The sequence below is a fragment of the Nocardiopsis rhodophaea genome, assembly GCF_039530945.1.
Classification (GTDB): domain Bacteria; phylum Actinomycetota; class Actinomycetes; order Streptosporangiales; family Streptosporangiaceae; genus Nocardiopsis_C; species Nocardiopsis_C rhodophaea.
On record NZ_BAAAPC010000018.1, the window covers coordinates 130777 to 143160 of the forward strand.

11 protein-coding genes are annotated in these 12384 nt (G+C 72.0%); 8 read left to right on the top strand and 3 right to left on the bottom strand.

Translation table 11 applies throughout. From position 1 onward, the window contains the following. Positions 1-49 precede the first annotated feature (49 nt). From ABD259_RS19650 to ABD259_RS19670, 5 genes are all read left to right on the top strand, one after another. Positions 50-895, top strand: a complete 846-nt coding sequence (locus ABD259_RS19650; RefSeq protein ID WP_344164407.1) for a spermidine synthase — start codon at positions 50-52, stop codon at positions 893-895. A 917-nt stretch (positions 896-1812) separates the two neighbouring features. After that, entirely contained in the window at positions 1813-2181 is a 369-nt protein-coding gene (locus ABD259_RS19655) for a hypothetical protein (protein ID WP_344100925.1), read from the top strand. 103 nt (positions 2182-2284) lie between these two features. Continuing rightward, positions 2285-3052, top strand: a complete 768-nt coding sequence (locus tag ABD259_RS19660) for a TetR/AcrR family transcriptional regulator (protein WP_344100927.1) — start codon at positions 2285-2287, stop codon at positions 3050-3052. Then, the gene (locus ABD259_RS19665; protein WP_344100929.1) at positions 3049-3771 is read left to right on the top strand and encodes a DNA alkylation repair protein; all 723 of its coding nucleotides are present in this window, start codon (positions 3049-3051) and stop codon (positions 3769-3771) included. The genes ABD259_RS19660 and ABD259_RS19665 overlap by 4 nt, the downstream gene beginning before the upstream one ends. Positions 3772-3898: 127 nt before the next feature. After that, positions 3899-4870 (top strand): FkbM family methyltransferase, encoded by a 972-nt coding sequence (locus tag ABD259_RS19670; protein WP_344100932.1) that lies wholly within the window; start codon positions 3899-3901, stop codon positions 4868-4870. Between the two features lies 1 nt (position 4871). Here the strand turns inward: ABD259_RS19670 and ABD259_RS19675 are convergent, their stop codons facing one another. Both ABD259_RS19675 and ABD259_RS19680 read right to left on the bottom strand, forming a co-directional pair. Beyond that, positions 4872-6023: a thiolase C-terminal domain-containing protein gene (locus ABD259_RS19675; protein ID WP_344100934.1), complete on the bottom strand. Its 1152-nt coding sequence runs from the start codon at positions 6021-6023 to the stop codon at positions 4872-4874. A 405-nt stretch (positions 6024-6428) separates the two neighbouring features. Beyond that, complete coding sequence (locus tag ABD259_RS19680) at positions 6429-6734, bottom strand: Dabb family protein (protein ID WP_344100936.1); 306 nt, start codon at positions 6732-6734, stop codon at positions 6429-6431. A 164-nt stretch (positions 6735-6898) separates the two neighbouring features. On the opposite strand from ABD259_RS19680, the gene ABD259_RS19685 reads away from it, so the two are divergent. Continuing rightward, positions 6899-7969, top strand: a complete 1071-nt coding sequence (locus ABD259_RS19685) for an LLM class flavin-dependent oxidoreductase (protein ID WP_344100939.1) — start codon at positions 6899-6901, stop codon at positions 7967-7969. Between the two features lie 36 nt (positions 7970-8005). Then, positions 8006-9595, top strand: coding sequence for an AMP-binding protein (locus ABD259_RS19690; protein ID WP_344100941.1), 1590 nt, complete (start codon positions 8006-8008; stop codon positions 9593-9595). A 394-nt stretch (positions 9596-9989) separates the two neighbouring features. Here ABD259_RS19690 and ABD259_RS19695 read toward each other — a convergent pair whose 3' ends face one another. Continuing rightward, positions 9990-10925: a cyclase family protein gene (locus tag ABD259_RS19695; RefSeq protein ID WP_344100943.1), complete on the bottom strand. Its 936-nt coding sequence runs from the start codon at positions 10923-10925 to the stop codon at positions 9990-9992. A gap of 82 nt (positions 10926-11007) precedes the next feature. On the opposite strand from ABD259_RS19695, the gene ABD259_RS19700 reads away from it, so the two are divergent. Further along, a complete protein-coding gene (locus ABD259_RS19700; RefSeq protein ID WP_344164410.1) occupies positions 11008-12261 on the top strand; it encodes a serine hydrolase domain-containing protein in 1254 nt (417 codons plus the stop codon). Positions 12262-12384: the final 123 nt, after the last annotated feature.

The following is a 12384-nucleotide window of genomic DNA, read 5'->3' on the forward strand; positions in this document are numbered from 1 at the left end:
TGGCCACAGGGCCGCGCGGCCCGCACGACAATTGGGTGGGCAGGGGCGGATGGGCAGGAACGACACACAGGAAGCGCCGGGCGTCACCGCGCCGCGGATCGAGCTCATGCGCGACGCCGATCGCCCCGACGCGTGGATGCTCGTGGTCGACGGCACCCCGCAGTCGCACGTCGACCTGGCCGACCCCACCCACCTGGACTTCGAGTACGTACGGCGGCTGGGGCACGTGGCCGATCTCGCCGCACCGGCCGGTGAGCCGATCGACGCGCTGCATCTCGGGGCCGGCGCACTCACCCTGGCCCGCTACATCGCCGCCACCCGCCCCGGCTCCCGCCAGCGTGCCGTCGACACCAACGCCCGGCTGGTCGAGCTCGTCCGCGATTCGCTGCCCTGGGACCGGCGGGCCGGGATCCGTGTCGGGATCGGCGACGCCCGCGCGTGGCTGGGCCAGCGCCGCGACGGCATCGCCGACCTGCTTGTCTGCGACGTGTTCGCGGGGGCGCGCACCCCGGCCGCCATGACCTCGGTGGAGTTCTACGCCGAGGCCGCACGTGTACTGCGCCCGGGAGCGGTGGCCGCCGCCAACATCGCGGACGGCCAGCGGCTGCGGCACGTCCGGGCGCAGGTCGCCACGGCGGCGCGCGTCTTCGCCGACGTCGCCCTGATCGCCGAACCTGGCGTGCTGCGCGGACGGCGCTTCGGCAACCTGGTACTGGTCGCGTCGGACCGCCCGCTCCCCGCCGACGAGCTGGCGCGGCGCGCCCACCGCGACCCGGACATGGCGCGCCTGCTCCGCGGGGAGGAGCTGGAGCGGTTCGCCGCCGGGGCGCCGCCGGTGGACGACGCCACCGCCGTGGACTCCCCCGAGCCACCCGCGGGCACGTTCGTGCGCTGAGCCGCGGCACGGGCCCGCTCGCCGCGCCGACGGGGGGTGGGGTTGACGGCGGCCGGTACTGCCGACCGTATGTGGGGAAAGCTCGCCGTCGCCGGGGTACTCCTCGCTGACAGCATTTCGGGACGCGCCCTCATCGCCTGCTAGGGGACGCGGTGAGGATGTGGACGCAATATGCCCATCACGGCGTTCCCCTCGTCCCCCGGGACGTGATCGGTTCCGTGCCCATGCGCGTTTCGGCCATCGACACCGTGTCCATATTCGGCCACGGCGATTGGCGATCGCGAGAATCGGGCACGTCAGGTGACGGCGACGAATTCGCGCCACGGAAGTGCCGCCCACCCAGCGGGCGGCACACCTGGATGGTCAGTACGTGCGTGCACCTGCCATTGAGGAGGGACCCGTGCCCGAGTCCTCACCTATTCCGCGGACCCTCACGGGCTGCGCTTGCGGCCCCGGCTGCGATCGCGGATGCCGGCAAGGCGGTCCGTGCAACCGCGGCGGATAATGCCCGTGCACGCCTGTCCTTGAGGAGAGAACCCATGCCCCAGCCCTCGCCCGCTCCGCCGACCCCTGGAGGCTGCAACTGCGGACCCAGCTGCGGATGCGGATGCCAGAGCGGCGGTCCGTGCAACTGCGGCGGGAGCTGCAGCTAGACACATGCGGTTAGTCACCAATGGACGTTACGGAGAGCGACGGATCCCCCGCGCGGCCCCGACGTCCACCTGAAGAGCACGGGTCGTCCCAGGCCCCCGGGACGACCCGTGCATTCCTGTGTACGCCCCGAATATTCGCCATGTACTTCGGCGCGCCCCCATTTCCTTCTCCCATCCTCGTTGCAACAATAAGTAATCATGTTTGTACGCTTAGTTACTTAGACGGGTTGAGGCGGAGCACAGTGAGCCGGAGGGAATGGCACGATGTCGATTTCCGATATGTCAGCATCAGCGGAAGGACAGCTGGACGACCACGAACGGCTTCGCCTCTATATCGAAGGCGTCCGCGAACGGGCCGTCAAAGCGGTGCCCTGGGGCCCGGATACCGTCGGTATCCCCCGCCAGGCGAGCGAGAGCGCGCTACTGCGGATCAATGACGTCGCGTTCTACGCCAACGCCCGCCAGGAGGTCACCCGGTTCGCCGAGCTGTGCCTGAGCCTGCTCCAGCTCCACCACCCGCGGGACGGCGGCGGCCTGTCCAGCGGGGCCGCCCCTCCCACGCAGCGCTGCAACTGCTGCATGCTGCGCTGGCCCTGCCCGACCCTGCGCGACATGGTCCGCCTGCTCGACTAGCCCGAACGAGCGGTCGCGGCGTCGCGCGCCCCGAGCCGCCACGCCGCCACCGGCCGCGTCGGTCTTGACCAAGCGGTTGGACGACAGCGGCATAATGAGGGACGTGAACACCCCAGACCACAACGCCTCGATGAGCTCGGGGAACGACTCCGGCAACGACGCCGCCGGGCGCGCCCCGCGCAGGCGCGGCCGGGGCCGGCAGGGCGCGTCCGCCCTCGCCTCGGAACGGCGGGGCAACCTCGTGCGCCTCGCGGCCGATCTCTTCGCCGAGAAGGGCTTCCAGGCCACCACGGTCCGCGAGATCGCCGACGAGGCGGGCATCCTCTCCGGCAGCCTGTACCACCACTTCGACTCCAAGGAGTCGATCGTCGACGAGGTCCTCTCGTCCTTCCTCGACGACCTCCTCCGCGACTACCGCGGCGCGGTCGCTGAGGGCGGTGATCCGCGCGAGCTGCTGGCCAAGCTGGTCCACGCCGCCTACCGGTCGCTCCAGCCGCACCGCGCGGCCATCACCGTGGTGCAGAACGACTGGAACTATCTGCGGCAGTTCCCCCGCTTCGGCTACCTCACCACCTGCGAGCAGGAGATCCAGAACATCTGGATCGACGTGATCCGGAACGGCCAAGCCCAGGGTGTCTTCCGGACCGATATCGATCCCAAGCTCACCTACCGGATGATCCGCGACACCATCTGGGTGACGGTGCGCTGGTACCGGCCCGAGGGGGCGCTCAGCACGGCCGACCTCGCCGACCATTTCCTCGCGGTGTTCTTCGACGGCATCGTGCTGGGCGAACGGGGCACGGTCAGCCGCCCCGCGGCCGTCCCCAGCGCGCCCTCCCCGACCACGCCGACCCCCCTCGCCGGCACATGACCGCCCACCTCGGCCTGATCGCCGCCGTCCGCGACCGCCTGCGCGCGATGGGCGCCCCGGAGAAGGCCGGCCCCATGCGCGACTACATGAAGTCCGACCTGCCCTTCCACGGGGTGCAGGCCGGGCCGCGGCGGCGCGCGCTGGACGGGATTTTCGCCGCCTACCCCATCGGTGACTCCGTGACGTGGGACGACACCGCCCGAACGCTGTGGCGGGCGGCCACGCACCGCGAGGAGCGCTACGCCGCCGTGCAGCTGACCGGGCACCACCTCTACCGCGACTACCAGGGCCCCGGGGCCGTGGGGCTGTATGAGGACCTCATCGTGGCCGGTGCGTGGTGGGACTACGTGGACGAGATCGCCGTGCGGCGCATCGGGCCGATGCTGCGCGACGATCCGGCCCACATGCGCCCGATCATCCGCACGTGGGCGTCGTCCGGCGACCTGTGGCTGCGCCGCACGGCCATCATCTGCCAGAACACCGCCGGTGCGGCGACCGACGCGCGGCTGCTCTTCGACGTGATCGAGCCTAACCTCGGCCACCAGGGGTTCTTCATCCGCAAGGCCATCGGTTGGGCGCTGCGCTCCTACGGGCGCGTCGATCCCGACGCGGTGGTCCGCTTCATCGGAGCCACGGAGCAGTGGATGTCCCCGCTGTCCCGCCGGGAGGCGCTCAAGAACCTGACGGACGTCGAACCGGCGGCCCGCGCCCGGTCCTGATCGCGGGGCCGCCGCCCCGCCGCTCCCAGGAAATTCCCAGCCGTCCCCCATCAGGCCGTGACCTGACCGCCGCGCGGGGTTACTCTGAGCGGGTTCGCCGAACCCGGCCCAACGGGAGGGTGGTCAGATGACCGAGCACACCGCGCGGGCCGATCAGGAGCAGCGCACCCGCAGGCGCACGTGGTACGGGGCGAAGAGGCACGTCAAGCGGTTCTTGGGCTGGCGGCTGCCCAACCTCGCCATGCGCGGGGCGGTGCGGGTGGCCGCGCCGTCGCTGCGCGGCACGGGCCGACTGCCCGCCCCCGCGCGCGTCCCCGAGGTCACGGGCCGGGTCTACAGCTCCGAGTTCACCATGCTCCGGCCGGCGCGGTGCGTGGTGGCCAAGGAGCTGTACTGGGGTGAGGGGCACCGGCCGCAGCCGGCCGACGACTTCGCGGTGCGGCTGTTCGCGGCGGTGGCACGGCGCTGCGACACCATGTTCGACATCGGCGCCTACACCGGGCTCTTCACCCTGGTCGGGACGGCCGTCAACCCCGCGATCCGGGCACACGCGTTCGAGATCGCGCCCGAGGTCTACCACGCGCTGGTCGACAACTGCGTGCGCAACCGGGTGCTCCACCGGGTCACCCTGCACCACACGGGTGTGGGCGATCCGACGCGCAGGGCCGCGATGCCCCCGCACTCCGCGGATTCCGCCCTGCCCTGCTTCTACTCCGAGGCGATGGCGTTCGACGACGGGGTCCCCGTGGAGATCGTCGCGCTGGACACCTTCACCGACGCCGTGCCCGAGGGCACCTCGACCGTGCTCAAGATCGATGTCGAGGGCACCGAGGCCGCGGTCTTCGAGCACGGCGCGCGGTTCCTCAAGGCGCACCGCCCCGACATCCTCTGCGAGGTGCTGCCCGGCGCCGACGGCGGTCGGCTGCGTTCGCTGCTGGAGCCCCTCGGCTACCGGTTCCACCTCGTCGGCGAGCAGGCGCTGGCACCGGCCAGCCCGATCATCGGGCACGACCGGTTCCGCGACTGGTTCTTCACCACCCGTACCCGCGCCGACCTGCAAGGGCTGGGAATACCGGTCGCGCGGGTCCCCGAGGCGTAGTTCACCCGTCCGCCACGAGCAGCGCCGCGCTGCCGTAGGCACCGCCGAATCCGGTGCACAGCGCCACGGAGGCGCCGGGCACCTGGTTCACTCCGTCTCCACGCAGCTGGCGCACGGCCTGGGCCACGTTGTTCAGCCCGTGCACGTACCCCTCGGAGAGCAGCCCGCCGTGCGGGTTGACCGGGATACGTCCGGTGGCCGAGATCCCGCCGGAGCGCAGCACCGTGCTCAGGTCGGCCGGTGCGACCAGCCCGAAGTCGGCTAGCTGCCGGGGGACGAGGAAGGAGTAGGCGTCGTAGAGCAGCGCCACGTCTACGTCGCTCGGACGCATTCCGGCGGCCTCGTAGAGGAGCGGGGCGAGGTGGCCGGAGAAGACGGCCGCGGGGTCGGGGCTGCGGTCGAGCCGGGAGAGGTCCGGACGCCCGCCGCGCACCACCGCTCGCACCCGCGGGGCGCCGGCGGCGGCGCGGTCGGCGGAGGTGAGCACGAGGGCGCACGCCCCGTCGGTCTCCTGGCAGCAGTCCGCCCGGCGCACGGGGTCGGCCACCATGGGGCTGGCGCGGTACTCCCCCGGTGCCAGGGGCGTGCGGCGGAGGGCGCGGGGGTTAGCGGCGGCGTGCTGCCGTGAGGCGGCGACGACGGCTTCCAGGTCGTCGGTGCCCAGTCCGGCGTTGTGCAGGTAGCAGCGGGCCACCAGCGCGAAGTGCTCGATCGGGCCGACGACGCCGTAGGGGGCGGTGAACTGGCGCTCGACCCCCGCGCCGAGCCGGAGGCCCTGCTGGTTCATCCGGTGCCCGGAGCGGCCGTTGAGAGCCCGGTAGACGAGTACCGTGGCCGCCTGGCCGGTGGCGATGAGCATGGCGGCGTCGCCGAGGATGGAGGCGCACTGCGTTCCGCCGCCGTGGATGTCGTTGTGCCATCCCAGCCGAGGCAGGGTGAGCTCGCGGGCCAGGTCGGTGACGGACGCGGAGTCACCGAGGTGATAGGCGAGGACGGCGTCGACGTCCGCGGGTTCCAGATCGGCGTCGGCCAGCGCGGCGAGCGCCGCCTCCGAGGCGAGGGCGAGTGCGGAGCGGCCGGAGGAGCGGGTCAGATCGGTCATCCCGACGCCGACCACGGCGGCACGGTCGGTGATGGCCTGGTGGCGGCGCATCGGTACCTCCGTCCGTGCTGCCGCACACGGTGCTGGCGGCGGTCCCGCGCGGCCGGGCCCGGGCGAGCCGACGCCACCTGCCGGAGAAGGGGCGCGATCCATCTCCGACAGGTGACGCGTTCTTCCATGCCTGCCGTCCGGTACACCCGGCGGACCAGAGCCCGCCGAACGCTTCTCACCGGGCTTCGGCTATGGCACGAAGCTAATACCGAATCATGTTCCAACGCAACACCCAAAAAGGAACTTGTTCCAGTTCCTTGCGATGGATCGTCGATCACCTGCATACCCTTGCAAACGGGGTACATGAAGATCTTTTACCCGGCGATCGGAACCGGATCCGATCCGAAAGAGAACATGATCTACTTTGACCCGAGCGTGATGAACGAGCGCCGCGCGCCGCAGAGATCACTCGGGGTCGGGGACGCGGATCTGCACGGACGCGCGGTCGGCGATCAGCGGGCGCATCACGGCCAGGACCGCCTGGTGATCGGGGTGTTCGCGGTACACCGCGAGCGCCTTCTCGTCGGGCAGGTCGGCGACCACCCCGAAGTCGTAGGTCCCCTCGCTGATTCCGAGGTCCCGCCCGAAGGTGTAGGCGCGAAGCTCGGGGATACGCGAGGGCAGCCGGGAGAGACCGTCGACCACCTCCTGCACCTGCGCGGAGGTGACATCGTCGGTCCAGCGGAACAGTGCAATATGCCGTAGTGCCATGACCGCGAACCTACCGCCTGCCATGCCCGCCGCGGCGGGCGGACACCCCCGGAGCGGCGCGACCCTGGCCGCCTGCCGAGCCCCCTGCTAGGCTAACCAAGCGAGCGCTTGGTACGGACTCGGTGCGAGCGGCGCCGCCGCCGTCCTCGGGAGGAGTGGCCCCGATGAAGTTCTCCACCTTCCACCTCTTCCACCGGTTCGACGGCCAGTCACACCGGGAGGTCTACGACTACCATGTCGAGCTCATCGAGCTCATCGAGGACCTCGGCTTCGACGGCGTCCGCCTGGCCGAGCACCACTTCCGCGACTACGGCGTGGTGCCCTCGATCCTGAACTTCCTCAGCCACCTGGCGGGGCGGACCGAACGGCTACGGCTGGGCACCGGCATCGTGGTACTGCCTCTGCACAACCCCATCCATGTCGCCGAGCAGGCCGCGCTGGTGGACGTTCTCTCCGGCGGACGGCTCGACTTCGGGGTCGGCCGCGGCTACCAAAGCTTCGAGTTCGACGGGTTCGGGGTCGACCTCGCCCAGGCGCGGGCGCGGTTCGACGTGTCGCTCGACGTCATCCGGGGCCTGTGGAGCGGCAAGGAGTTCCGGCATAACGGGGAGTTCGCCCGGGTCGCCCCCGGCCTCGACGGCGGCGTGCGGCTCCAGCCCGTACCGCTGCAGGCGCCGCACCCGCCCATCCATGTGGCCGCCGTCAGCCCGGAGACGGTCGAGCGGTACGCCGCGCGCGGGCTGCCCATCCTGGCCGACCCGGCCGCCCCCTTCCGCAAGGTCGCCACGGCCGCCGCGAGCTGGCGGGCCACCGCCGCCGCCAACGGCCACGACCCCGACGCGGCGGAGCTGGTCGTCAGCAGGTCGGTGTACGTGGCGCCCACCGCTCGGCAGGCGCGCGAGGACCTGGAGCGCTTCGAGGCCTCCTTTGACCGCGCCCGCCTGTTCAACCAGCGCAGCGCCCCCATCGACACCCGGACCGGCGAGGTGGCCCAGGGGTTCGAGTACTGGCAGAACCGCTACCTGAAAGGCGGTTCGGTGGACCCGGACTTCCGGTGGGAGCAGCTGGAGGTCATCGGCGACCCGGAGCGCGTCATCGCCCAGATCGGCATGCTCCGCGACATGGGGTTCGACCACCTGCTGTGCGACTTCGGCAGCACCCGGCCAATGCCCATCGGCGAGATGCGCCGCGTCCTGACCTTCTTCGCCACCGAGGTCATGCCCGCCTTCCGCTGATCCCCCCGCGTGACGATGTGACGATCGGAGACCCCCATGCCGGACCCGGCCCCCACCACGCAGCCCGCGGGCGTGCACCGGCTCACCCTCGCCGACATCCTGCGCGAGCATCGCCGCAGCCGCCCCCAGACCACCGCCGCGGTCGACGGCCGCGTCCGGCTCACCTACCCGGAGCTCGACGACCGCGTGGACCGGCTGGCCGGGGCCCTGCGCTCGGCCGGAGCGGCGCCCGGCGCCCGGGTGCTCTACATCGGCCGCACCTCGGTGCGCTTCCAGGAAATCCTGCTCGCCTCCGCCCGGATCGGCGCCATCGCCGTCCCAGCGAACTGGCGGCAGAGCACCGACGAGCTCGCGTTCGTTCTCCACGACCTCGCCCCCGCCATGGTCTTCTGGCAGCCGGAGCCGGCGGCCCGGGAGCTGGCCGCGGCGCGTGCCGCCGCGGACGCCCCGGAGCGGTGGATCCGCTGCGACGGCACCGACGATGCCGACGCCGACGCCTACACAGCCTTCCTGCGCTCCGGGGACGCCGCCCCCGAGACCCCGGGGACCGGCGCGGACCCGGTGATCGGCCTGTACACCGCGGCCTTCGACGGCCGCCCGAACTGCGCCCTGCTCAGCCACGACGCGCTCGTCGCGCACACCGCGGCGCTGCTCCGGATGCGCGCTGTCGGTGCCGAGTTCACCTTCCTCAACAGCGGTCCGCTGTTCCACGTCGGTACGCTCATGTTCCACCTGGCCGCCTTCCACGCCGGGGGCACCAACGTCTACATGCACGACTTCGACCCCGCCGAGGCGGCCCGGCTGATCGAGGCCGAGCGGGTGGACCACATGTTCGGTTTCGGGCCGATGCTCGACGCCATCGTCGCGGCCAACACCGACGGGCACGGCCGCCCCCGGCACGACCTCTCCAGTCTGCGCTTCATGCGGCACTCACCCGCGTGGGACGCGCAGATCACCGTGGGCACCGACCCGTGGAACGCGTCGGGCATGGGCGGATACGGGCAGACCGAGGCGGGCGGCATGCTCACCTACCTGGCGCTGGGGATGGGGGGCGCTGGCTCGGCCGGACGCCCCTCGCCCATGGCGCAGGTCCGCGTCGTCGGCCCCGGCGGTGCGGAGCTGCCGGTGGGCGAGACCGGCGAGATCGTGGCGCGCGGCCCGAGCCTCTTCAGCGGCTACTTCAACCGGCCGGCCCTCAACGCGCGCAAGATGGCCGACGGCTGGTATCACACGGGGGACCTGGGGCGGCGGGAGGACGACGGAACGATCACGTTCATCGGACCCTGCGCGCGGATGATCAAGTCCGGCAACGAGAACATCTACCCCGCCGAGGTGGAACGCGCGCTGACGTCGCACCCGGACGTGGCGGAGGCCGCGGTGATCGGCGTTCCCGACCCGGTGTGGGGGCAGAGCGTCACGGCCGTCGTCCGGCGCACGCCCGGCGCCGCGCTCACGGCGGACCAGGTGGTCGAGCACGTGCGCGCGGCCATCGCCTCCTACAAGAAGCCGCGGCGGGTGGTGTTCGTGGACGAGGAGCTGCCGACAGCGGGGCGCGGCCCCGACTACGCCGCTCTGGACGCCGCCTACGGCGGCGGTGGCTATCCCGGGGAGGCGGGCACCGGCTAGAAGCGCGGCCCCGGTCCGGGGGCGGATCGCGATCCTCGTCGACCCTCGTGTACCGGAGGCTCACCGACCGATGGGCCGGGGAGGAACCGGCCCCAGGAGCGGGGGACAGCCCCTGGGACCGGAGCGGGGGATGGGCGGTCCGGCCAGCGGCTCCCGCGATGGTGCTCGAATCGGGCGCGTGACCGGAGGGGGGTTCCGCACGTGCACGACGTTAGCGGGCTCTAGGTCACGCGCATGGCCTATTCAGATAACCGGAATGTTGCGATTCGTTGGCCCTGGGAACTATCGGGCAGAAGGATGACCGGCCAGGATAAGCGGAACATAAACGTCAGCGCCAGGGGGGTCCGGCCTGTCCGTTCCTACAGAACTCTCCGGAACACTCCTATCGGACCGGCTAGAGGACCGCCACCGGATTGATCGGACTGCCGGTCCCGCCCTCGATGGGCAGGGGGACCGCGATGAAGAGGAAGTCGGTCCGCCGACCCTCGGCTGCGGCCTCCGCGAGCCTGTCGAGCCAGAGCATTTCGGCCAGGTGGATTCCGTTCCGCCAGAGCAGGGTGAGGTGCAGATCGTCCTCGACGTCCTCGCCCGAGCGGCCGTCGCCGTCGAGCCCTTGGATGGCCGCGTTGTCCATCGCCACCATCACCACATCACGCTCGGCCAGCCAGCGCCCGGCGTCGGCCGCGAGGCCGGGCTGCCCCGAGCGGTAGAGGGCGGGATCCGCCGCCCAGACCCGCGGCCATCCGGTCCGGATGACGGCGACGTCGCCCGGCCCGGGCTCGGTTCCGTCGCGCGCGCAGATCGCCGCCAGCTCGCCCGCGCCGATCCGGTCGGTCGCCCGAAGGTGGGGCACCCCCCGATGCGCCGCGGCGTCCAGGAGGACCCCCCGCGCCACCACGCCGCGCGCCGCGGCGTGCTCGATCCCCAGCCGCGCCGCCCCGTAGCTGCGTACGCGCGCGGCCGGATGCCCGTTGTACAGCGTCTCCCCCGCCCACATGTGGCACAGCGCGTCCATGTGGGTGGTGGTGCCGTGGGGTGAGAGGACCAGTGCGTCGTCGGCGATCCGCGCGCCCGCCGCGCGGGCGCCGGCCGCGTAGTCGCCGCCGTCGATGGACATGAAGTGCTGCGGCAGCGGACGTCCGGCCAGGTGCGGGACGGTGCTGGGAGCGGGACCGGACGTCGCCCCCTTGATCGGCATCGCGAGGCTGAGCACGCGCCCGTCCCGCGCCGCACCGAGGGCGGCCAGCACGGTCGCGGGCGTCAGGTGGTTGAGCGCCCCCTGCTGGTCGTCGTCCCCCCAGCGGCCCCAGTTGTGCGGTTGATTTGGCATACCTGACACCTTCTTGCGTGGTTCGGGTGGAATACAGTCGGTCCGGCGCGTCCGAGACCGACCGGAGACGAGGGAGTGGGAAGTGGCGATCGCGACGGGGGAGACCGGGATCCACGGTGCCTGCGCCCCGGAGTTCACGCGCGTCCGCGAGGTCTTCGAGGACAACTTCGCGCGTGGCCTGGAAACGGGAGCGGCCTTCACCGTCTTCGTCGGGGACGAGCCGGTCGTGGACCTGTGGGGCGGCCTCGCCGACCACAGGACAGCGTCGCCCTGGAAGCACGACACCCCCTGCTTGGCGTTCTCCTGCACCAAGGCGCTGACGGCCGCGGCCGCGCTGCGGGTCGCCGAACGCGGAGGCCGTGACCTCCGTGCCCCGGTGGCCTCGTGGTGGCCCAAGTTCGCGGCCGAAGGCAAGGACGGGGTCACCGGCGAACAGCTGATGTCGCACCAGGCCGGCCTGCCCGCGTTCGACCGGCGGGTGACGGTGGCCGAGGCCGCCGACCACGCGGCGATGGCGGAGCTGCTCGCCGCGCAGGCGCCCGTGTGGGAGCCGGGAACCGCGCACGGTTACCACTCGCTGACCTACGGGTGGCTGGCGGGTGAGATCACGCGTCGACTCGACGGCCGCACGGTCGGGCGGTACGTGGCCGACGAGATCGCCGGCCCGCTCGGGCTCGACCTGTGGGTCGGGGCCCCGGACGGCGTTCTCGACCGTACGGCGCGGCTGACCACCGGCCCGACCAACCGGAAGCCCGCCAGGGGAAACGGCGCGACGGCCGCGGGTACCGCCATGCCCGGCACCGCTTCGGACGCCGCCCGCCCGGACGGCGAGGCCGACGGGCCCAGAGCGCGGCTGGCACGCGACGCACGCGACCCGGAGAGCCTGTTCTCCCGCGCCTTCGCCAGCCCGGATGTCGCCGCCGTCCCCGGCAAGTACAACAACCGCGACGTCCTCACGGCGGGCTGGCCGGCGGCCGGTGTCATCACCACCGCCCCGGCCCTGGCCGGGTTCTACCGCGACCTGCTCGCCGGACGGATCGTGTCCCCCGCCACCCTCCAGGACGCCCTCCGCCCCCGCGCCACGGGCCCGGACCGCGTCCTGCACCTGGACAGCTCCTTCGGCCTGGGCTTCATGCGCCCCTCGCTGACCTTCGCCGTTCCCCGCGCCGCCCGGAAGGGCGCCTTCGGACACACCGGAGCGGGCGGCTCGATCGGCCTGGCCGACACCGACCACGACATCGCGCTCGCCTACGTCATGAACCGCACCGGGACCGAACTCTCCGGCGGCATCCGCGCCATGCGCCTCGTCAAGGCCGTCTACGACTGCCTCCGCTAGATGACTGAGTCCGATGTCTGAACTGGCTGCGGACATGACGAAGGGTGCCCGATGGTTAAGTTGTGACACGAAACCTGGACACCCTTCTCACCGCACTCTACGTGTTCTGCGACGACCACATCG

What these genes read in the sequence shown, in the direction of transcription:
- ABD259_RS19665 (WP_344100929.1), top strand. Translation starts at nt 3,049, where the DNA reads ATGACCGCCCACCTCGGCCTGATCGCCGCCGTCCGCGACCGCCTGCGC.
- ABD259_RS19670 (WP_344100932.1), top strand. Translation starts at nt 3,899, where the DNA reads ATGACCGAGCACACCGCGCGGGCCGATCAGGAGCAGCGCACCCGCAGG.
- ABD259_RS19695 (WP_344100943.1), bottom strand. Translation starts at nt 10,925, where the DNA reads ATGCCAAATCAACCGCACAACTGGGGCCGCTGGGGGGACGACGACCAG.
- ABD259_RS19675 (WP_344100934.1), bottom strand. Translation starts at nt 6,023, where the DNA reads ATGCGCCGCCACCAGGCCATCACCGACCGTGCCGCCGTGGTCGGCGTC.
- ABD259_RS19680 (WP_344100936.1), bottom strand. Translation starts at nt 6,734, where the DNA reads ATGGCACTACGGCATATTGCACTGTTCCGCTGGACCGACGATGTCACC.
- ABD259_RS19685 (WP_344100939.1), top strand. Translation starts at nt 6,899, where the DNA reads ATGAAGTTCTCCACCTTCCACCTCTTCCACCGGTTCGACGGCCAGTCA.
- ABD259_RS19655 (WP_344100925.1), top strand. Translation starts at nt 1,813, where the DNA reads ATGTCGATTTCCGATATGTCAGCATCAGCGGAAGGACAGCTGGACGAC.
- ABD259_RS19690 (WP_344100941.1), top strand. Translation starts at nt 8,006, where the DNA reads ATGCCGGACCCGGCCCCCACCACGCAGCCCGCGGGCGTGCACCGGCTC.
- ABD259_RS19650 (WP_344164407.1), top strand. Translation starts at nt 50, where the DNA reads ATGGGCAGGAACGACACACAGGAAGCGCCGGGCGTCACCGCGCCGCGG.